This is a genomic window from Roseateles sp. P1_C6 (assembly GCF_056406315.1).
The window spans coordinates 515910-536641 of sequence record NZ_JBFUAK010000001.1 but is presented as its reverse complement, the minus strand read 5'-3'; the positions used below and the strand labels follow the sequence as shown (position 1 = coordinate 536641).

The following is a 20732-nucleotide window of genomic DNA, read 5'->3' as shown; positions in this document are numbered from 1 at the left end:
CGGTGCGGGGCCTTTTCCGTTTGTCTGCCGGACTGGCGTGCGGCGCCGAGAGGCTGCCAAAGAAGCCTGGCGTTCAGCGCTTGGCGTTGATCCGCCAGACGGGCAGCGTCCACCCGGTCCACAGGGACAGGCCGCGCAGCAGCACCGCCGTTGCCGATGCTGCGGTGATGACGGCCCACTGCGGTGCATTGAGGTGCACGGCCGCCACCAAGACCCAGCCGCCGACGAAGCTGCACAGCGCATAAGGCCGATGGTCGTGGAAGGCTGCCGGGATCTCGTTGCAGACGATGTCGCGCAGCACGCCGCCAAAGGTGGCCGTGATGACGCCCATCAGCACCGCGACGATGGGCGGCTGGCCCATGTCCAACGCGATCAACGCGCCGTTGGCCGTGAACAGACCCAGGCCCAACGCGTCGGGCCACTGGATGGCCTTCTCCGTCAGCGCGAGGTGGCGCCGGCGCATGAACAGCATCGCGGCGAAGGACAGCGCCATCAGCGCCCACAGCCAGTCCGCGTGCTCGACCCAGAAGAAGGGCCGCCGGTCCAGCAGCACGTCGCGCAGCGTGCCGCCGCCAAAGGCCGACAGGCCGGCGACGATGCAAAGCCCGACGACGTCCAGCTGCTTGCGCGCGCCGGCCAGCAGGCCGGACAGCGCGAAGGCCACCGTGGCGGTGATCTCGACGACGGACTGGATCGTCGAGAAGTTGATGACGGGCGGCTTCACCCTTGCGCTATTTCACAGTGGCCCAGCGCGCTTGCGGCGCGTCGTTGGCCGAGTGCGGGATGGTCACGCCGGCCTTCATCGCCCAGGGCCGTACCTGGTGGTGGATGGGGATGAACAGGAACTCGTCGCGCGTGCGCTTGAGTGCCTCCTGCATCAGCGCCAGGCGCTTGGGCACGTCGGTCTCCACCTTCATCTGCTGCACCAGCGCATCGACCTTCGCGTCACTGACGCGCGAGTAGTTGCCCTTGCCGTCGGCGCCGGTGGTCTTGGTGTGGACGATGTCCTGCAGCGTGTACTGCGCGTCGAAGGTCGTCACGCCCCAGCCGTACATGTACAGCGGCAGTTCATAGCGCTGCAGCGCCGCGGAGTGCTGCGTCATCGGCTGCGTCGTCAGCTTGGCCTTCACGCCGATGCGCGCCCACATCGACACCACCGCCTGGCAGATCTCCTCGTCGTTGACGTAGCGGTCGTTGGGGCAGGCCAGCGGCACCTCGAAGCCGTCGGCGTAGCCGGCCTCCGTCATCAGCTGCTTGGCGCGCGCCACGTCGGGCTTGGCCACGCTGTCCAGCTCGGCCGAGTACCCATAGGCCACCGGCGCCACCATGAGGGCTGCCGGCACCGACAGGCCGCGCATCAGGCTGCGCTTGATGGCCTCGCGGTCGATGGCCAGCGACAGCGCCTCGCGCACCTTGCGGTCCTTGAACGGGTTTTTGCCCTTGACGCTGGCGCCCTTGATCTCGTCGCTGCCCACGTCCAGCGCGAAGAAGATGGTGCGGTTCTCCGGCCCCTCGATGACCTTGAGCCGCGGGTCGGCCTTGAGCTTGGCCACGTCCTGCGGCGGCAGGTCGGTCAGCAGGTCCAGGTCGCCCGACAGCAGCGCCGCGACGCGCGTGGCGTCGGACTTGATCGGCAGGTAGGTCACCTCGGCGATGTTGCCCTTGGGCTTGTCCCACCAGTCCTTGTTGGCCACCATGGTGATCTTCTGGTCGGGCTGCCAGCTGACGATCTTGAACGGCCCCGTGCCCATCGCGTTGCGCGAGGCGTAGGTGTCCTCCTTGGCTTTGAAGTCCTGCGGGTTCTCGCCCTTGTTCTTCAGCGCCCAGGCCTTGCTCATGATGCGCACATAGGTGAGGTTGCGCATCAGCACGGGGTTGGGGCCGTCGAGGATGAAGTCCACCGTCGTGTCGTCGATCTTCTTCACCTCCTTGACGCCGGAGGCATAGATGATCATGTTGCTGGCCGGGTGCTTGATGCGCTGCAGGCTGAAGATCACGTCATCGGCCGTGAACGGCGTGCCGTCATGGAACTTGACGCCCTTGCGCAGGTCGAAGCGCACTTGCGTCGGTGTCACGTAGGTCCACTTGGCGGCCAGCGCGGGCTCGACGTCGAACTTCTCCGTGTAGCGCGTCAGGCTCTCGTAGACATAGCCCGAGATCGTCGTCGTCGCGGAGTGGTTCTGCGAGTGCGGGTCCAGTGTCTGGATGTCGTTCTGCGCGGCCCAGCGCAAGGTGTTGGCGGTGGCGAGGCCGGACGTCAGCAGCAGCGCCGCGGCGAAGGGGATGAGTTTCTTCATTTGACGGTGGTGTAGCGGGCTTCGAAATAGTCGTTGGAGCGGTGGATGGTGTCCACGGCCGGCTTCATCGCCCAGGGGCGGATCTGGTGATGGATGGGCACGAACAGCGACTCATCGCGGATGCGCAGCAGCGCCTCCTTGATGAGCGCATTGCGCTTGGGCACATCGGGTTCGAACTTGATCTTCTGGATCAGGCCGTCCAGAGTCGCGTCACTGACCTTGCCGAAGTTGAAGTTGCCGTCGGCGCCCTGCGTGCGCGTGTGGCCCCAGGCCTGCATCGCGTACAGCGCGTCATACGTCGACACGCCCCAGCCCAGCATGTAGAAGGGTGATTCACCGCGCTGGAAGGTCTGGCTGTGCGTGGAGAAGGGCGCGGCGATCAGGCGCACCTTGACGCCGATCTTGGCCCACATCGACACCGCCGCCTGGCAGACCTGCTCGTCGTTGACGTAGCGGTTGTTGGGGCAGTGCAGCGGCACCTCGAAGCCCTGCGGGTAGCCGGCCTCGGCCAGCAGCTTGCGGGCCTTGTCGAGGTCGGGCTTGATGGGCGCGTCCAGCGTGGCGTCATAGCCGTTGACGCCGGGCGGCACCATCAGCGCCGCCGGCACCGACAGTCCGCGCATGATGCTGCGCTTGAGGGCTTCGCGGTCCAGCGCCAGGTTCATGGCCTCGCGCACTTTTCTGTCCTTGAACGGGTTCTTGCCCTTCAAGCTGGACTCGCGCAGCTCGTCGCTGCCCTGGTCCATGACGAAGAACACCGTGCGGATCTCCGCGCCCTCCAGCAGCTTGACCTTGCCTTCTTCCTTGAGCTTGAAGAAGTCCTGCGGCGGCAGGTCGGTGACGATGTCCACGTCGCCGGACAGCAGCGCCGCCACGCGCGTCGGTGCACTCTTGATCGGCAGGTAGCTCAGCTCGGTCACGTTGCCCGGGTTCTTGTCCCACCAGTCGGGGTTGGCGACCATCTTGACAGCCTGGTCCGGCTGCCAGCTGACCAGTTTGTAGGGCCCGGTGCCGTTGGCGTTGCGCGAGGCGTAGTTCTCCTCCTTGGCCTTGTAGTCCTGCGTGTTGGTCGTGTTGTTCTTGGTCGACCAGACCTTGCTCATGATGGGGAAGCTGATGATGTTCTGCAGCAGCATCGGCGTCGGCGCTTCCAGCAGCAGGTCGACGGTGTGGTCGTCGATCTTCTTGACTTCCTTGATGCCCGACACATAGGTCTGCTTGGTGCCCTGCGGCTGCGTGATGCGGCCGAAGCTGAACACCACGTCGTCCGCCGTGAACGGTGAGCCGTCGTGGAACTTGACGCCCTTGCGCAGTTCGAAGCGCACCTGAGTCTGCGAGGTGTACGTCCACTTGGTGGCCAGGGACGGCTCGGGGCGGTAGTTCTTGCCCAGCCGGGTCAGGCCCTCGTAGATGTGGGTGCCGATGGCGTTGGACGTGTTGTGGTCCTGCGAGTGCGGGTCCAGCGTCAGGATGTCGTTCTGGGCGGCCCAGCGCAGCGGGGCGGCTGTCGCCGCACCCAGCGTCAGCGCGGCCAGCAGTGGCAGGAGTCGGAGCAGGGATTTCATGCGGCTTCCTCGGTCGAGATTGCGGGACGGCAGAAGTCAAAAATACTAGCCGCGACTGAGGGTGGTCCGGCTAGGGCTTGCCCGCAACTTCGAGTGAGCAATCGCAACCGGCGCCCGCGGCGATCCAGCGTCGCACCAGCCAGCCCCGCAGCCCGCTCGGTTGCGCCGTCAGCGCGCCGCACACATAGCGTGCGCCGTCCCAGCGCAGTGCGACGCACGCACCTTTGAGGCGCCGGCTCAGCATGACGCCCAGTGGGCAGGGTTCGGCCAGGCAGCAGACGCCGCAGCCGTTGCACGGTTCCCCGAGCGCCGGCTTGGGCGGCGCCTCGGGGTGGATCGCGATGATCCGGTTCAGGTCTTCACGCCCAACTCGCGCAGGCGCTCGTTCAGGTAGCTGTCCGCCGTGTAGCGGTCGCTCAGCACGACGTTGTCGCGCGGATGCAGGAACAGCGGCAGCGACACGCGGCTCTTCTTCGCGCCCTCGCCGGTCGGGTTGACGACGCGGTGCTGCGTGGACGGGTAATAGCCTTCCGACGCTTCCTGCAGCATGTCGCCGATGTTGATTGTCAGCGTGCCGAAATCGCAAGGCACGTCATGCCAGGCGCCATCGGTGCCCAGCACCTGCAGGCCCGGCTCGTTGGCGGCGGGCAGGATGGTCAGCAGGTTGATGTCGCCATGCGCCGCGGCGCGGATGGAGCCCGCCGGCTCGTCGCCCGTCAGCGGCGGGTAGCGCAGCACGCGCAGCAGCGTCTTGCTGCTGCCCTGGATCATGTTCGACAGCGGCTCGCGGTACTTCGCGGCAATCTCCGGCGGCGTGTATTTCTCGACCCAGCCCAGCAGCTCCTCGGCCAGCGCGTTGGCTTCGCGGTAGTAGGTGAGGGCGTCTGCCTTCAGCTGCTCCGGGATGCGGCCCCAGGGGTAGACGTGGAAGTATTCCTTGATGTCCTTCTGGGTGGAGCCCTTCGCGGTTTCGGAGATCGCGGTGGAGAAATAACCATCCTGGGTCTCCTTGGAGAACGCGAATCCATGCTTGGCCTCGCTGTTGAAGAAGGCCAGCCAGTCGGCGTAGATCTTCTCGACCAGCGCCTGGCGGATCGGGTGGTTGGTCAGCACGCCGAAGCCGGTCTCGTGCAGGGAGCGGGTGAACTTTTCGGCCGCATCGGGTGCGCGGTAGTCGACCACTTGAACTTGCATGGGATCTCCTGAATGTCCCTTGACGCAGCCATTCAATCGCGGGGCTGGCGTGGCCGCAAGTTTACGAGTCAGTCAACTTTGCGGCATGCCAGTGCGTGAACTTTGTGGCACCCCGGCGACCTTGTCGGGCAAACCCGCGGTGCTAGAGTCCGTCCCCTGATACTTTTAATCCTTCCCGTCCCTTTTGCTGGCAACAGCGAAGGTGGGTCGCAATCCGCCAACCGGTCGAGCCGTGTCGCGGAAGGTTCTTCAACCAGCCAACTCCCTGGAAGCCGGGGTATGAGGTGAGCGAAAGATGATGCAGCAATACAGGTCCAACTCCTACCTGTTCGGCGGAAACGCGCCGTATGTGGAGGAGATGTACGAGGCCTACCTCGACAACCCCGGTTCCGTCCCGGACAACTGGCGCGCCTATTTCGACGCGCTGCAGCATGTCCCGGCGGTCGACGGCAGCGAGGCCCGCGACGTGGCCCACGCGCCGGTGGTCGAATCCTTTGCCCAGCGCGCCAAGGCCAACGCCTTCGCCAACAAGGCCTCCAGCGCCGACCTGGCCGTCGCCCGCAAGCAGGTGCACGTGCAGTCGCTGATTGCGGCCTACCGCTTCCTGGGCAACCGCTGGGCCGAGCTGGACCCCCTCAAGCGCGCCGAGCGCCCCAAGATTCCCGAGCTCGACCCCGCGTTCTACGACCTGACCGAGTCCGACATGGACATCTCGTTCAGCGCCGTGAACAGCTACTTCGGTGGCGAGACGATGACGCTGCGCCAGATCGTGCAGGCGCTGCGCGAGACCTACTGCGGCTCCATCGGCTCCGAGTTCATGCATGGCTCCGACCCCGGCGAAAAGCGCTGGTGGCAGGAGCGGCTGGAGAAGGCGCGCGGCAAGCCGTCCTTCACGGCCGATGAGAAGAAGCACATCCTCGACCGCCTGACCGCGGCCGAAGGCCTGGAGCGCTACCTCCACACCAAATACGTCGGCCAGAAGCGCTTCTCGCTGGAAGGCGGCGAGAGCTTCATCGCAGCGATGGACGAGCTGATCCAGCGCGGCGGCGAAACCGGCGTGCAGGAAATCGTCATCGGCATGGCTCACCGCGGCCGCCTGAACGTGCTGGTCAACACGCTGGGCAAGATGCCCGCCGACCTGTTCGCCGAGTTCGAGCACAAGGCTGCCGAAGACCTGCCGGCCGGCGACGTGAAGTACCACCAGGGCTTCAGCTCGGACGTGTCCACGTCCGGCGGCCCGGTGCATCTGAGCCTGGCTTTCAACCCGTCCCACCTGGAAATCGTCAACCCGGTCGTCGAAGGCAGCGTGCGCGCCCGCCAGGACCGCCGCGGCGACACCGTAGGCGCCCAAGTGCTGCCGGTGCTGGTGCACGGTGACGCGGCCTTCGGTGGCCAGGGCGTCGTGCAGGAGACGCTGGCGATGGCCCAGACCCGTGGCTACCGCACCGGCGGCACGGTCCACATCGTCATCAACAACCAGATCGGCTTCACGACCAGCGACCCGCGCGACCTGCGCTCCACCTGGTATTGCTCCGACGTCGTCAAGATGATCGAGGCGCCGGTGCTGCACGTGAACGGCGATGACCCCGAAGCCGTCGTGTGGGCCACGCAGCTGTGCATGGACTACCGCGCCGAGTTCAAGAAGGACGTGGTCCTGGACATCGTCTGCTTCCGCAAGCTGGGCCACAACGAGCAGGACACGCCGGCCCTGACCCAGCCGCTGATGTACAAGAAGATCGCGGCCCACCCGGGCACGCGCAAGGTCTATGGCGACAAGCTGGTGGCGCAGAACGTGCTGCCGGCCGAAGGCCCCGACGACATGGTCAAGGCTTACCGCGCCGCCATGGACGAAGGCCGCCACACCGTCGACCCGGTGCTGACCAACTTCAAGAGCAAGTTCGCCACCGACTGGTCGCCCTTCCTGGGCAAGAAGTGGACCGACAGCTGCGACACCGCCATCCCCGTGGCCGAGTGGAAGCGTCTGGCCGAGAAGCTGACGACCATTCCCAAGGACTTCGCCGCCCACAACCTGGTGCAAAAGCTCTACGGCGACCGCGCCGCGATGGGCCGGGGCGAGGTCAACATCGACTGGGGCATGGGCGAGTCCATGGCCTTCGCGTCGCTGGTGGCGTCGGGCTACCCGGTGCGCCTGTCCGGTGAGGACAGCGGCCGCGGCACGTTCACGCACCGCCACGCGGTCATGCACGACCAGAACCGCTCCAACTGGGACGCCGGCACCTACATCCCGCTGCAGAACGTCGCAGAAGGCCAGGCGCCGTTCACCGTCATCGACTCCATCCTGTCGGAAGAAGCGGTGCTGGGCTTCGAGTACGGCTACGCCGCCGCGGAGCCCAACACGCTGACGATCTGGGAGGCGCAGTTCGGCGACTTCGTCAACGGCGCGCAGGTCGTCATCGACCAGTTCATCGCGTCGGGCGAAGTGAAGTGGGGCCGCTCCAACGGCCTGACGATGATGCTGCCGCACGGCTACGAAGGCCAGGGCCCCGAGCACAGCTCGGCTCGCCTGGAGCGCTTCATGCAGCTGGCCGCGGACAACAACATGCAGATCGTGCAGCCGACCAACGCCGCGCAGATCTTCCATGTGCTGCGCCGCCAGATGCTGCGCATGTTCCGCAAGCCGCTGGTCATCATGACGCCCAAGAGCCTGCTGCGCGCCAAGGACGCGACCTCGCCGCTGACCGACTTCACCAAGGGCGAGTTCAAGACCGTCATCGGTGAGCAGGACACGACGCTGAACGCCGAGAAGGTCAAGCGCGTCATCGTCTGCTCGGGCAAGGTCTATTACGACCTGGTGCGGGCCCGCGCTGAGAAGAAGTCCGCCGATGCGGCCATCATCCGCGTCGAGCAGCTCTACCCCTTCCCGCACAAGGCCTTCGCGGCGGAACTGAAGAAGTACCCGAACGCGACCGACATCGTCTGGTGCCAGGACGAACCGCAGAACCAGGGCGCGTGGTTCTTCGTGCAGCACTACGTGCACGAGAACATGAGCGAAGGCCAGAAGCTCGGCTACGCCGGCCGCCCGGCCAGCGCCAGCCCGGCCTGCGGCTACGCGCACCTGCACCAGGAGCAGCAGAAGGCGCTGCTGGATCAGGCGTTCGCCAAGCTCAAGGGCTTCATCCTCACCAAATAAGACCGTTCAGCGCAGCGCCAGTTCCTTGGTGCTGCGCTCGCTCGCGCCTGCGACCCACACACCCAAATAGAAGACACGGAGCCTCCCACCATGGCCATCGTTGACGTCCAAGTTCCCCAATTCTCCGAATCCGTTTCCGAGGGCACGCTGCTGACCTGGAAGAAGAAGCCCGGCGAAGCCGTCACCATCGACGAGACCCTCGTCGAGATCGAGACCGACAAGGTCGTGCTCGAAGTGCCGGCACCCGCGTCCGGCGTGCTGGCCGAAATCCTGGTCGCTGACGGCAGCACCGTCACCAGCCAGCAACTGCTGGCCAAGATCGACAGCGAAGGCAAGGCCGGTGCTGCAGCGCCTGCGGCTGCCGCACCTGCTGCGGCCCCCGCCGCGCCCGCGCCCGCCGCCGCTGCTGCCGCCACCGGCGGCAACAAGGGCGACGTGGCCATGCCGGCCGCCGCCAAGATCCTGGCCGAGAAGGGCTTGGCTGCGACCGACGTCGCCGGTTCCGGCAAGGATGGCCGCGTGACCAAGGGCGACGCCCTCGGCGCCGCCGCCAAGCCCGCCGCTGTGGCCGCACCGCTGGTCGTGCCCGCCTCGCCCGCCGTGGCCAAGCCGCTGCCGGCCGTGGCTGCACCGGTTCAGCCCAACCTTGGTGACCGCCCCGAGCAGCGCGTGCCCATGACCCGCCTGCGCGCCCGCATCGCCGAGCGCCTGGTGCAGTCGCAGTCGACCAATGCCATCCTGACCACCTTCAATGAGGTCAACATGGCCCCGGTCATGGAGATGCGCAAGAAGTTCCAGGAGAAGTTCGAGAAGGAACACGGCGTCAAGCTCGGCTTCATGAGCTTCTTCGTCAAGGCAGCCGTCGCGGCGCTGAAGAAGTACCCCATCATCAATGCGTCGGTCGATGGCAATGACATCGTCTACCACGGCTACTTCGACATCGGCATCGCCGTCGGCTCGCCGCGTGGCCTCGTCGTGCCGGTGCTGCGCAATGTCGACCAGATGAGCTTCGCCGACATCGAGAAGAAGATCGCCGAGTTCGGCCAGAAGGCCAAGGACGGCAAGCTGTCCATCGACGACCTGACCGGCGGCACCTTCTCCATCTCCAACGGCGGCACCTTCGGCTCCATGCTGTCCACGCCCATCATCAATCCGCCGCAGTCGGCCATCCTGGGCGTGCATGCGACCAAGGACCGCGCGGTGGTCGAGAACGGCCAGGTCGTCGTGCGCCCGATCAACTACCTCGCCATGTCCTATGACCACCGCATCATCGACGGCCGCGAAGCCGTGCTGGGCCTGGTGACCATGAAGGAAGCGCTGGAAGACCCGGCGCGTCTGCTGTTCGACATCTAAGACCAAGGAACGATCAGCATGAGCACCAAGCAATTCGACGCCGTCGTCATCGGCGGCGGCCCCGGCGGCTACATCGCGGCCATCCGCGCGGCCCAGCTGGGCATGAACGTGGCCTGCATCGACGAATGGAAGAACGACAAGGGTGGCCCGGCCCTCGGCGGCACCTGCACCAACGTCGGCTGCATCCCGTCCAAGGCACTGCTGCAGTCCAGCGAGCACTACGAGCACCTGAACCACCACTTCGCCGACCACGGCATCACGGCCGACAACGTCAAGATCGACGTCGCCAAGATGCTGGCCCGCAAGGAGCAGGTCGTGAAGCAGAACAACGACGGCATCGTTTACCTGTTCAAGAAGAACAAGGTCACGTTCTTCCACGGCCGGGGATCCTTCGTGGCTGCGAAGGACGGCGGTTATGAGCTCAAGGCCGGCGATGAGACCATCGCTACCAAGCAGGTCATCATCGCCACCGGCTCCAACGCCCGCGCGCTGCCCGGTGTGCCGTTCGACGAAGAGTTGATCCTGTCCAACGACGGCGCGCTGCGCGTCGGCGCCACGCCCAAGAAACTGGGCCTGATCGGCGCCGGCGTCATCGGCCTGGAGATGGGCTCGGTCTGGCGCCGCCTGGGTGCCGAAGTCACCGTGCTGGAAGGCCTGCCGGCCTTCCTCGGCGCCGTGGACGAGTCCGTCGCCAAGGAAGCCGCCAAGGTCTTCAAGAAGCAGGGCCTGGACATCCAGCTCGGCGTGAAGGTCGGCGAGGTGAAGTCGGGCAAGAAGGGTGTCAGCGTCGCCTACACCGACGCCAAGGGCGAGGCCAAGACGCTGGACGTCGACAAGCTCATCGTCTCCATCGGCCGCGTGCCGAACACCATCGGCCTGGGTGCCGATGCCGTGGGCCTGAAGCTGGACGAGCGCGGCGCCATCGTCGTCGATGACGACTGCAAGACCAACCTGCCCGGCGTCTGGGCCATTGGCGACGTCGTGCGCGGCCCCATGCTGGCGCACAAGGCCGAGGAAGAGGGCGTTGCCGTCGCCGAGCGCATGGCCGGCCAGCACGGCCACGTCAACTTCAACACCATCCCCTGGGTCATCTACACCAGCCCGGAGATCGCCTGGGTCGGCAAGACCGAGCAGCAACTCAAGGCCGAGGGCGTGGCCTACAAGGCCGGCCAGTTCCCGTTCCTGGCCAACGGCCGCGCCCGGGCGCTGGGCGACACGACGGGCTTCGTCAAGTTCCTGGCTGACGCCACCACCGACGAGATCCTGGGCGTGCACATCATTGGCCCGTTCGCATCCGAGCTGATCTCCGAGGCGGTCGTCGCGATGGAGTTCAAGGCCTCGGCCGAGGACATCGCGCGCATCTGCCACGCGCATCCGTCGCTGTCCGAGGCGACGAAGGAAGCGGCCCTGGCCGTCGACAAGCGCACGCTGAACTTCTGATCGCACGCAGCGAAACCAAAGGGGCGGCCAGACAGTCGCCCCTTTTTTTGCGATGACCTCCCTGAATGACGTCCGTTAGCGACCTCTACCAGCAGATCCTCACCGAGCGTGGCTTCACCGCCGACGCGGCACAGCTGCGCGCCATCGAAGCCCTGCAACGCTGCCAGGACGAATGGGCCAGCTACAAGGCGCGCCGCGCCAACGCCGTCACCAAGCTGCTCGTGCGCCCGCCCATCCCGCGCGGCGTCTACATGTATGGCGGCGTGGGCCGGGGCAAGAGCTTCCTGATGGACTGCTTCTTTCAGGCCGTGCCGTTGCAACGCAAGACGCGGCTGCACTTCCACGAGTTCATGCGCGAGGTGCACCGCGAGCTGCAGGAGCTCAAGGGCATCGCCGACCCGCTGGAGGAGCTCGGCAAGCGCATCGCGCGCAAGTTCCGTCTGATCTGCTTCGACGAGTTCCACGTCGCTGACGTGACCGACGCGATGATCCTGCACCGGCTGCTGGACGCGCTGTTCCGCAACCGCGTGTCCATCGTCACGACGTCCAACTTTCACCCGGACGAGCTGTATCCCAACGGCCTGCACCGCGACCGCATCCTGCCGGCCATCGAGCTGCTGAAGGCCAATCTCGAGGTGATCAACGTCGACGCCGGCACCGACTACCGGCGGCGCACGCTGGAGGACATGAACCTCTATCTGACGCCGCTGAACGATGCCAATGAAGCGGCGTTGACCAAGGCCTTCGAGGCGCTGTCTGAAGCCAAGGACGAGGACCGCAAGCTGATGATCGAGCACCGTGCGCTGCTGGCAAGGCGGCGCGCCGGTGGCGTTGTCTGGTTCGACTTCCAGACGCTGTGCGGCGGCCCGCGTTCGCAGAACGACTACCTGGAACTGGCCAGCCAGTTCCACACCGTCATCCTGTCCGACGTGCCCGAGATGCCCGTGCGCCTGGCCAGCGAGGCGCGCCGTTTCACCTGGTTGGTGGACGTGCTCTACGACCGCCGCGTCAAGCTCATCATCTCGGCCGCGGTGCCGGCGGAGCAGCTCTACACCGATGGGCCGCTGGCGCATGAATTCCCGCGCACCGTGTCGCGCTTGCAGGAGATGCGCTCCGCGGAGTACCTTGCGCTGGCCCGCCGCGAAGTCGACACCTCGCTGACCTGACATGACCGCCTTGTTGATCCTGCTCGCTGCCGCGGCGGCCGCCTCCACACCCTTGGACCAGGCGGCTACGCGCGCCGAAGTCGCCGCCCAGCGCGTCGCGGTGGAGCAGCGCTTTGCGCGCGAGAAGGTCGAGTGCGAGCAGCGGTTCGCCGTCAACCCCTGCCTGGAAGAATTGCGCCAGCGCCGCCAGGAAGCGCTGGCCCCGCTCGTCAAACGCGAGCATGAACTGGCCACCGAAGAGCGCCGCGCCCGCGCCGCCGCCCAGGCGCAGCGGGTGCGCGAGCGTGAACTCGCGGTGGCTCAGGACGAGGGCCAGCGCCGCGAACGCCTGCTGACCGCCGCACCTGTGCCCCAGCCCAGCGCGCCCGCGTCCCATGCCGCCAAGGCCCGCAGCCCGCAGCAGGCCGAGCGGGAGCGCCGCGAGGCGGTTGGCAAGGCGGAGGTCGAGGCCGGCAAGCGCCGCGAGCAGGCGCAGCAGCGTCTGCAACGCCAGCAGCAGCGCGTGGCTGAACACGAGGCCCGGCAGAAGAATCGCAGCAAGCCGGCGGCCGCGCCCTTGCCCTTGCCGGGCGCGTCCGCGTCGTCTGCGCCCAAGTAGTCAGTCGAGGTTTTCGAGCTTGACGATGGCGATGGACAGGTTGTCGCCGCCCCCGCGCGCGCGCTGGCGCGCCTTGCTGACCAGCAGCTCGGCCGCCTCGCGGGGCGGCAGGCTGTACAGCACGCTGCCCAGCTCCTGGGCGGTGAAGTAATGCCACAGGCCGTCGCTGCACGACATCAGCGTGTCGCCCACCTCCAGGCCCTCGAAGCGCTCGGACGTCGACGTCGGGTCCTGCACGGTGCCCAGGCAGGCCGTCAGCAGGTTGCTCTGCGGATGCGAGCTGGCCTCGGCCTCGGTCAGCTGGCCCTCGTCGACGAGGCGCTGCACGTAGGAATGGTCCATGGAGCGCTTGACCAGCCGCGCGCCGCGGAACCAGTAGATGCGCGAGTCGCCGGAGTGGATCCAGTGCACGCATCGGTCGCTGGTGACGACGAAACCGGCGATGGTGCTGTGCGGCTCTTCCTCGGCGGAGATGGCCGTCAGCTTGATCATCAGGTGCGCCTCGGACGTGATCTGGCCGAGCAACTCGGCCGGTGATTCGTCCCCGGGGGAATAGCGCTCGAACAGCTGCTGGGCGGTCAGGATGACCTGGTCGGCCGCCTTGCGGCCGCCGCTCTTGCCGCCCATACCGTCGGCCACGATGCCCATCACGCAGCCCTCGATGCGAGGGTGAGCGATGACGGCCACCTGGTCCTGCTGGTAGGCCCGGTCCCCGCGATGGGTGCCGGTGGCGGCGGTGAGTCGGAATCCGACGGCGGTGGGTGAGGGCATGCTGAAAACTATACTGGCCAGTGAGCTTACGCCCCGCCGCAACCTGACCCATAAACCCTCGGATGGATGAACAACTTCACTCGTTGCCGCGGCGGCTCATCGAGTTGCGCATGGAGCATGCCGACCTGGACGCGATGATCGACCGCTTGGTCGAACAGGCACCTGTGGACGAGTTGGCACTGCAGCGGCTCAAGAAGCGCCGCCTGGCGCTGCGCGACATGATTGCCCGGCTTGAGGCCACTGTCGAGCCCGATGACCTCGCCTGAGTCGGCCTCGCCCGATCAAGACCTCGACGACTGGCTGGACGCGCTGGACGGTGCAACACCGCTGGCGCCGCCTGCCGTTGATGAGCTGGAACAGGCGGTCGTCGCCGCCTTCGACATGGACGGCCCGCTGGCGCGGCTGGACCCGGGGTACAAGCCGCGCGAGCCGCAGCTGCAGATGAGCCGTGCCGTGGCCCGGGCGCTGGCGCGGCGCCAGGCGCTGGTCGTCGAGGCCGGCACGGGTGTCGGCAAGACCTTCGCCTATCTGGTGCCCGCGCTCTTGGCCGGCAGCCGGGCGCTGATCAGCACGGCGACGAAAAGCCTGCAGGACCAGCTCTTCCTGCGCGACCTGCCGCGCCTGACCAAGGCGCTGCAGATGCCCGTGCGGCTGGCGCTGCTGAAGGGCCGCAGCAGCTACCTGTGCCTGCATCGCATGAAAGAGGCGCGCGTGTCCGGCGAGTTCCCGGACCGTCGCACGGCGCTGTCGCTGGCACGCATCGAGCGCTGGGCGCTGGGCACGACGACGGGGGACTTCGCCGAGATCGACGGGCTGGACGAGCGCTCGCCCATCATCCCCATCGTCAGCTCCAGCCGCGAGAACTGCCTGGGCCAGGAGTGCCCGGACTGGAAGAGCTGCTACGTCGTCAAGGCACGACGCGAGGCGATGGAGGCGGACGTCGTGGTCGTCAACCACCACCTGTTCTTTGCCGACGTGACGCTGCGCGACACCGGCGTGGCCGAGCTGCTGCCCAGCGTCGAGATCGCCATCTTCGACGAGGCCCACCAGCTGGCCGAGGCCGGCGTGCAATTCCTCGGCACATTGCTCGGCACGGCGTCGCTGATCGATTTCGCGCGTGATGTGCTGGCCCAGGGCCTGGCCCATGCGCGCGGCGCGCATGACTGGCAAGGCCTGCATGCCGGTGTCGAGAAGGCCGCGCGCGAGCTGCGCCTGGCCGCCGCCGGGCCGCTGGCCACGGCCGGGCGCGAGCTGCGCGGCACGCTCAAGCTCGGCTGGCGCGAACGTGCGACCCAGCCGGCCTTTGCCACGGCGCTGGCCGGCGTCGAGCAGGCCTGCGCCCAGGCGCTGGAAGCGCTGACCGCCGTGCGCGAGGCCGCACCCGACTTTGCTCGCTTGTGTGAACGCGCCCAGGAGTTGCGCGAGCTGGCCAAGGCCTTCGCGGCGGAGCCTGACCCCGGCGACGTTCGCTGGATCGACATCAGCCCGCATTCGGCCCGCCTCGTGGAGTCGCCGTTGGACATCCGCGACGCGATGCAGCAGCAGCTGGCCGGCCCGCCCAAGGCCTGGGTGTTCACGTCCGCCACGCTGGGCGACGACGAGGGTCTGACCTGGTTCACCGAACCCGCCGGCCTGACCGAGGCCGAGGTGTTGCGCGTGGGCAGCCCGTTCGACTACCCGGCCCATGCGCGCCTTTACGTGCCGCGCGGCTTCCCCAAGCCCAGCGAGCCCAGCCACCCGGCCAGCGTCGCGCTGCTGGCCTCACGCCTGGCGCGGGCGCTGGGCGGCCGCACCTTCGTGCTGACGACCACGCTGCGCAACCTGCAGACCGTGTCCGATGCGCTGCGCGAGCGTTTCGAGGAAGGCGGCGACGCGATCGCCGTGCTGCAGCAGGGCGCTCTGCCGAAGCGCTTGTTGCTGCAGCGCTTCATCGACAACCCGGCGTCGGTGCTGGTCGGCTCGGCCAGCTTCTGGGAGGGCATCGACGTGCCCGGCGACGCGCTGCAATGCGTGCTGATCGACAAGCTGCCCTTTCCGCCGCCCAATGACCCGCTCGTGGAAGCGCGCGTGCAGCGGCTGGAGGCGCAGGGGCGCAATGCGTTCTCGGAGTATTTCGTCGCCGAGGCGGCCATCGCGCTGAAGCAGGGCGCCGGCCGGCTGATCCGCACCGAGACCGACCGCGGCCTGCTGGTGGTGTGCGACCCGCGCATGGCGGGCATGAACTACGGTCGCCGGCTGCGCGCGGCACTACCGCCGATGACGGCGGTGGCCAACGAGGCCGAAGCGCTGGCCTGGCTGACGGCGCTGTCAGCCGCGCACTGAACTCACCACAACTGCCACCAGCGCTTCTTGCGCTTGGCGCCGCCACTGGCGTAGGCACTGTCGGGGAAGTTCTTGTCCAGCACGCGGCGCGCGTCGTCGCGCAGCTGGGTCAGGCCGAGCTGGTCATAGCTCTCGCCCATGATGTACAGCGCTTCCTCGATGCCCGGTGCGTACTGGAACTCGGCCACGGCTGACTGCGCGCGGTTGGCCGCGGCCACATAGGCCTTGCGGTTGAAGTAGTAGCGGGCGACGTGGATCTCGTAGGCCGCCAGCGTGTTGGTGATGAAGTTGATCCGCGTCGTCGCCTCGGCGGCGTACTTGGAGTCGGGGAACTGCTCGACCAGCTGGCGGAACGCCAGCAGCGCCTCGCGCGAGGCCTGCTGGTCGCGCTCGGCGACGTCCTGGTTGGCCAGGCGGCCGAACAGGCCCAGGTCCTCGTTGAAGTTGACGATGCCCTTCATGTACAGCGCGTAGTCCAGCGCCGGGCTGGACGGGTTGAGCTTGATGAAGCGGTCCAGCGTGGCGATGGACTGGGCGCGCTCGGCCGTGCGGTAGTAGGCCCAGGCCAGGTCCAGCGTGGCCTGCTGGCCCATCGTCGTGCCGGCGGCGCGGCCTTCGATCTTCTCCAGCGACTTGATCGCCCGGTCGTAACTGCCGGAGTTCAGGTCGTCCTTGGCGTCTGCATACAATTTGTCCAGCGCCTGCTGGGAGTTGGGGTCCTCCTTGGCGGTGGAGCCGCAGCCGCTCAAGCCAAGCGCGAACGCCATCAGGACAGTGCCGGCGACGACGCGGGCGGCCTTGAATTTCTCAACAAACATGTCTGAAGTCGGGGCTTAGCTGCCGGCCGGTCACACTGAACAATGGACGCGGAGTATAGGGTGGGGGGTCAGGACGATTTCGAGCAGGAGGCCGAGGAGGGCAGTGAGGCCGAACGGCGCACGGCCGACGTCGACGCCGCCGGCCATGGTGAACGGCTGGACCGCTGGCTGACGCGCCTGGCGCCGGAGTTCTCGCGCAACCACCTGCAGTCGCTGATCGAGCGCGGCTGCGTGATCGCCGACGGCAAGCCGCTGGACAAGGCCGCGCACAAGCTGCGCGCGGGCCAGCGCATCGTCATCGAACTGCAGCCCACCGACGAGAGCCGCGCCTTCCGCGCCGAGGCGATGGCGCTGGACTTCGTCTTCGAGGACGAGCACCTGCTGGTCGTCAACAAGCCGGCCGGCCTGGTCGTGCACCCTGCCGCTGGGAACTGGTCCGGCACGCTGATGAACGGCCTGCTGGCCCATCACCCGGCGGCTGCCGGCTTGCCGCGCGCCGGCATCGTGCACCGGCTGGACAAGGACACCAGCGGCGTGATGGTGGTCGGCAAGACGCTGGAGGCGGTCACGGCCCTGGTGCGCCAGATCGCCGCGCGCGAGGTGCATCGCGAGTACCTGGCGCTGGCCTGGGGCCGCATCGAGGACGCTTTCATCGTCGAGCAGGCGATGCGCCGCGACCCGGTGTCGCGCGTGAAGATGGCCGTCGCGCCCGCCAATCTCGGCAAGCCGGCGCGCACGGACGTCTATCCGCTCGGCGTGGGTGAGGTACAGGGGCGGCCGATCAGCGCCGTGCACTGCGTGCTGCACAGCGGCCGCACGCACCAGATCCGCGTGCACCTGATGCACCGCGGCCATCCGTTGCTGGCCGACACCCTCTACGGCGGCGCGCCCGCGCTGGGCCTGGCCCGCCAGGCCTTGCACGCGGCGCGCCTGGGCTTCACGCATCCGATCTCGGGCGAGGCCCTGGTGCTGACCGCGCCGCTGCCCGCCGACATGGCTTTGGCCTGGAGCCAGATCGGCGCCGATGAGCTGCCCGCCTGACATGGCTACAATGCACTTCGGTTGTCGCGCCTGAGCGCCGTGCCCAGCGTCATGAGATGCGGACCCGGTAGCCCCGCCGCCGGATTGCAGTCCACCCCGGAAGCCGTCAACCACCCCGCTGGTGCGACCGGCCGCTTAGACGGCCGGCACCGCGCCCGGTGCAAGACCCACCCCAGCCGCCTGACGAGCGTGACAAAAGCGCCCAGGCCGGGGCCAACGCCAGAGCTCTGCCCATTGAGGGTGCGAAGTTGAGTTCATGAACACCCAGGATGCCAAGCGCGTCCTCGAGACCGCGCTGATCTGTGCCTCGCAACCGCTGACGCTGCGCGAGCTGCGCAGCCTGTTCGCCGACGAACTCGGCGCCGACACGTTGCGCAGCCTGCTCGACGAACTGACCCGTGACTGGGACGGTCGCGGCGTGGAGCTGGTCGCGCTGGCCTCGGGCTGGCGCTTCCAGAGCCGCCCCGAGCTGCGCGAGTACCTCGACCGGCTGCACCCCGAGAAGCCGCCGCGCTACTCGCGCGCCGTGCTGGAGACGCTGGCCATCATTGCCTACCGTCAGCCGGTCACGCGGGGCGACATCGAGGACATCCGCGGTGTCGTCGTCGCCAGCCAGATCGTCAAGCAGCTCGAGGACCGCGGCTGGATCGAGGCCATCGGCCACCGCGAGACGCCGGGCCGCCCGGCGCTGTACGCGACGACCAAGTCCTTCCTCGACGACCTGGGCCTGGCCAGCCTGGAGCAGCTGCCGGCCCTGGACGTCAGCGGCAGCGAGCCGCCGGCCTTCGAGGCCTTGCAAGGCCAGTTGCTCGAGGCGGCCGACGCCGCCGATGACGCGCCCGCCGAGACGCCGGCCGTGGCCCCAGCTGAAGTTCCCGCAGATCTGCCCGCTGAAGCGCCTGCCGAAGTGCCCGCCCCGAGCCTGAGCCTGTTCGGCGACGACGGCACGCCGGCACTTCCCAATCCCGATCCCTCCGACCCGCCCCCGCAACCCCAGTCCGAACCCGCATGAACGACGCTGCCGATCAAGACAAGCCCCTGCCTCCCGCCGCTGATGCCACCGATGCCGAGGCGCCCGCGCCCAAGCGGCGTCGCACGACGGCCAAGGCCGCGGCCGAAGCCGCCCCGGAGGCTGCCGCCGACGTGGCCGTCCCCGTGAAGCGCACCCGCCGCAAGGCCGAGGCGCCGGCCGAGGCCGAGCCCGGCGAGGCTGCTGCGGCACCCGTGGCCGCTGCGGCTCCGGCCGACGAAGCGCCCGCGCCGGCCCGCAAGCGCGCGCCGCGCAAGGCCGCCGCGACGGAAGAAGCCGCGCCGGCGCCCGTGACCGCAGAGGCGCCCGCGGCGGCGCCGGCTGCCGCGCCCCTCTTCACGCTGGGTGAGGACGCGCCGGCCGTGTCGGCGGGCGAGGGTGGCGAGTCGGACGAAGACGGTGGCGGTGAGGGTGAAGACGGTGAGCGCGGCAGCCGCAGCCGCAACCGTCGTCGCAACCGCAAGGAGCGCGCCGAGCGCGAGGCGACCGGGCAGGAGGCGGGCGGCACGGACAAGCCGGCCGGCCCGTTGCTGGCGCCGGAACTCGTCGAGGCCGCGGGGGCGCGCTTTGCCGATGTGCTGTCGGGCAGCCTGGACGCTGAATCCGAAGCGCCGGATGCCGAGCCGCCCGTGCTCGCCGCTGCGCCGGTGGCGCAGGCCGAGGACGAATCGGAAGAGGCCGAGGGCGAGACCAAGCGCGTGCTGGCCGCCGATGCCGACGCGCCCAAGCTGCAAAAGGTGCTGGCCCAGGCCGGCATCGGCTCGCGCCGCGACATCGAGGACTGGATTGCCGAGGGCAAGATCGAGGTGAACGGCGAAGTCGCCCATGTCGGCCAGCGCATCTCCTTCGGTGACCGCGTGCGCGTCAACGGCAAGGATGTGCGCGTGCGCATTTCGCCGCCCAACCCGCGCATCCTGGCGTACCACAAGCCCACTGGCGAGGTGTCGACCTTCAACGATCCCGAAGGCCGCCCGACGGTGTTCCGCACGCTGCCGCGCGTGCAGGGCCAGAAATGGCAGTCCGTCGGTCGCCTGGACATCAACACCGAAGGCCTGCTGCTGTTCACGAACTCGGGTGAGCTGGCCAACCAGCTGATGCACCCGCGCTTCGGCGTGGAGCGCGAGTACGCGGCCCGCGTTTTGGGCGCGCTGAGCGACGAGCAGCGCGCCAAGCTGCTCGACGGCGTCAACGTGGAAGGGCAGGTCGCGTCGTTCAAGAGCATCGAGGACGGCGGCGGCGAAGGTGCCAACCGCTGGTACCGCGTCGTCATCACCGAAGGGCGCAACCGCGAGGTGCGCAAGCTGTTCGAGGCGGTCGGCATGGTTGTCAGCCGCCTGATTCGCATCCGTTACGGCACCGTGGTGCTGCCGCGTGGCCTCAAGCGCGGCGTCTGGGTGGAGCTGGGCGACGACGACGTGCGCGTCATCCGCCGCCTGGCCGGGCACACCGGCAACCAGGGGCAAGGCCAGCAAGGCCAGAACCCGGGACAAGGCCAGGGGCAGGGCAAAGGCCAGCCGCAACAACAGCAGGGCAACAAGAACGACCGCAACAAGCGCCGCAACGACGACCGCCACGCCGGCGTCGGCCCGCGCCCCAGCCGCCCGCCCGAGGCGCAGCAGGTGCGCCCGCCGCGTGAGGAGCGCGCGCCGCGCCGCGATGAAGATGGCGAACGCGAGGACGACGACTTCATCCCGCATCACGTCAACCCGCTGGAGCAGACCTTCGACCGCCGCCACGCCACCAGCGGCAAGCGCGGTCTCCCTCAGGGGTTCGGCGCCGGCGGCAGCCAGCAGGACAACCGGCACGGCAAGGGCGGCGGCAACAAGGGCAATGGCCCGCGTGAGCCCGATCCGCTGCAGACGGCCGTGGGCTACATCGGCGGCGACGCCTTCCTGCGCCGTGGCGGCGGCGGTGGGGGCCGCGGCGGCAAGGGCGGCGGCGGTGGCGGCCGCTCGGGTGGCGGCTACGGTGGCCGTCGCTGAGGCA

17 protein-coding genes are annotated in these 20732 nt (G+C 68.1%); 10 read left to right on the top strand and 7 right to left on the bottom strand.

Annotation, left to right across the window (positions count from 1 at the left end; all coding sequences use genetic code 11):
- Nucleotides 1–73: 73 nt before the first annotated feature.
- From AC1D29_RS02195 to AC1D29_RS02175, 5 genes are all read right to left on the bottom strand, one after another.
- Nucleotides 74–724, bottom strand: a complete 651-nt coding sequence (locus AC1D29_RS02195; protein ID WP_477894251.1) for a trimeric intracellular cation channel family protein — start codon at nt 722–724, stop codon at nt 74–76.
- A gap of 7 nt (nt 725–731) precedes the next feature.
- Nucleotides 732–2297, bottom strand: a complete 1566-nt coding sequence (locus AC1D29_RS02190; RefSeq protein WP_477894250.1) for an ABC transporter substrate-binding protein — start codon at nt 2295–2297, stop codon at nt 732–734.
- On the bottom strand, nt 2294–3862 hold the full coding sequence (locus AC1D29_RS02185; protein WP_477894249.1) for an ABC transporter substrate-binding protein: 1569 nt from the start codon (nt 3860–3862) through the stop codon (nt 2294–2296). The genes AC1D29_RS02190 and AC1D29_RS02185 overlap by 4 nt, the downstream gene beginning before the upstream one ends.
- Nucleotides 3863–3932: 70 nt before the next feature.
- Nucleotides 3933–4217, bottom strand: a complete 285-nt coding sequence (locus AC1D29_RS02180; RefSeq protein WP_477894408.1) for a hypothetical protein — start codon at nt 4215–4217, stop codon at nt 3933–3935.
- Entirely contained in the window at nt 4214–5056 is an 843-nt protein-coding gene (locus AC1D29_RS02175) for a 2OG-Fe(II) oxygenase family protein (protein WP_477894248.1), read from the bottom strand. Before AC1D29_RS02175 ends, AC1D29_RS02180 begins: the two co-directional genes overlap by 4 nt.
- 295 nt (nt 5057–5351) lie before the next feature.
- Here AC1D29_RS02175 and AC1D29_RS02170 point away from each other — a divergent pair, with 295 nt between their 5' ends.
- The 5 genes from AC1D29_RS02170 (at nt 5352) to AC1D29_RS02150 (ending at nt 12764) form a co-directional block, all read left to right on the top strand.
- Nucleotides 5352–8207 carry a 2-oxoglutarate dehydrogenase E1 component gene (locus tag AC1D29_RS02170; protein ID WP_477894247.1) on the top strand — a complete coding sequence of 952 codons (2856 nt, stop codon included), beginning with the start codon at nt 5352–5354 and terminating at the stop codon, nt 8205–8207.
- A 90-nt stretch (nt 8208–8297) separates the two neighbouring features.
- Nucleotides 8298–9560, top strand: coding sequence for a 2-oxoglutarate dehydrogenase complex dihydrolipoyllysine-residue succinyltransferase (gene odhB / locus AC1D29_RS02165; RefSeq protein ID WP_477894246.1), 1263 nt, complete (start codon nt 8298–8300; stop codon nt 9558–9560).
- 18 nt (nt 9561–9578) lie between these two features.
- The gene (gene lpdA, locus AC1D29_RS02160; RefSeq protein WP_477894245.1) at nt 9579–11000 is read left to right on the top strand and encodes a dihydrolipoyl dehydrogenase; all 1422 of its coding nucleotides are present in this window, start codon (nt 9579–9581) and stop codon (nt 10998–11000) included.
- Between the two features lie 65 nt (nt 11001–11065).
- Entirely contained in the window at nt 11066–12166 is a 1101-nt protein-coding gene (gene zapE, locus AC1D29_RS02155) for a cell division protein ZapE (protein WP_477894244.1), read from the top strand.
- 1 nt (nt 12167) lies between these two features.
- Nucleotides 12168–12764: a hypothetical protein gene (locus AC1D29_RS02150; protein WP_477894243.1), complete on the top strand. Its 597-nt coding sequence runs from the start codon at nt 12168–12170 to the stop codon at nt 12762–12764.
- Here AC1D29_RS02150 and AC1D29_RS02145 read toward each other — a convergent pair whose 3' ends face one another.
- Nucleotides 12765–13535: a PP2C family protein-serine/threonine phosphatase gene (locus AC1D29_RS02145; RefSeq protein ID WP_477894242.1), complete on the bottom strand. Its 771-nt coding sequence runs from the start codon at nt 13533–13535 to the stop codon at nt 12765–12767.
- A gap of 62 nt (nt 13536–13597) precedes the next feature.
- Between AC1D29_RS02145 and AC1D29_RS02140 the strand changes: the two genes are divergently transcribed.
- Together AC1D29_RS02140 and AC1D29_RS02135 are read left to right on the top strand one after the other, a co-directional pair.
- Nucleotides 13598–13801: a YdcH family protein gene (locus AC1D29_RS02140; protein ID WP_477894241.1), complete on the top strand. Its 204-nt coding sequence runs from the start codon at nt 13598–13600 to the stop codon at nt 13799–13801.
- A 115-nt stretch (nt 13802–13916) separates the two neighbouring features.
- Nucleotides 13917–15857, top strand: coding sequence for an ATP-dependent DNA helicase (locus AC1D29_RS02135; protein ID WP_477894407.1), 1941 nt, complete (start codon nt 13917–13919; stop codon nt 15855–15857).
- A gap of 2 nt (nt 15858–15859) precedes the next feature.
- Here the strand turns inward: AC1D29_RS02135 and AC1D29_RS02130 are convergent, their stop codons facing one another.
- A complete protein-coding gene (locus AC1D29_RS02130) occupies nt 15860–16675 on the bottom strand; it encodes an outer membrane protein assembly factor BamD (RefSeq protein WP_477894240.1) in 816 nt (271 codons plus the stop codon).
- 60 nt (nt 16676–16735) lie between these two features.
- Between AC1D29_RS02130 and AC1D29_RS02125 the strand changes: the two genes are divergently transcribed.
- From AC1D29_RS02125 to AC1D29_RS02115, 3 genes are all read left to right on the top strand, one after another.
- Nucleotides 16736–17716: an RluA family pseudouridine synthase gene (locus AC1D29_RS02125; RefSeq protein WP_477894239.1), complete on the top strand. Its 981-nt coding sequence runs from the start codon at nt 16736–16738 to the stop codon at nt 17714–17716.
- A gap of 256 nt (nt 17717–17972) precedes the next feature.
- Nucleotides 17973–18728, top strand: coding sequence for an SMC-Scp complex subunit ScpB (gene scpB / locus AC1D29_RS02120; protein ID WP_477894238.1), 756 nt, complete (start codon nt 17973–17975; stop codon nt 18726–18728).
- A complete protein-coding gene (locus AC1D29_RS02115) occupies nt 18725–20728 on the top strand; it encodes a pseudouridine synthase (protein ID WP_477894237.1) in 2004 nt (667 codons plus the stop codon). The genes scpB and AC1D29_RS02115 overlap by 4 nt, the downstream gene beginning before the upstream one ends.
- The last annotated feature ends 4 nt before the right edge of the window (nt 20729–20732 follow it).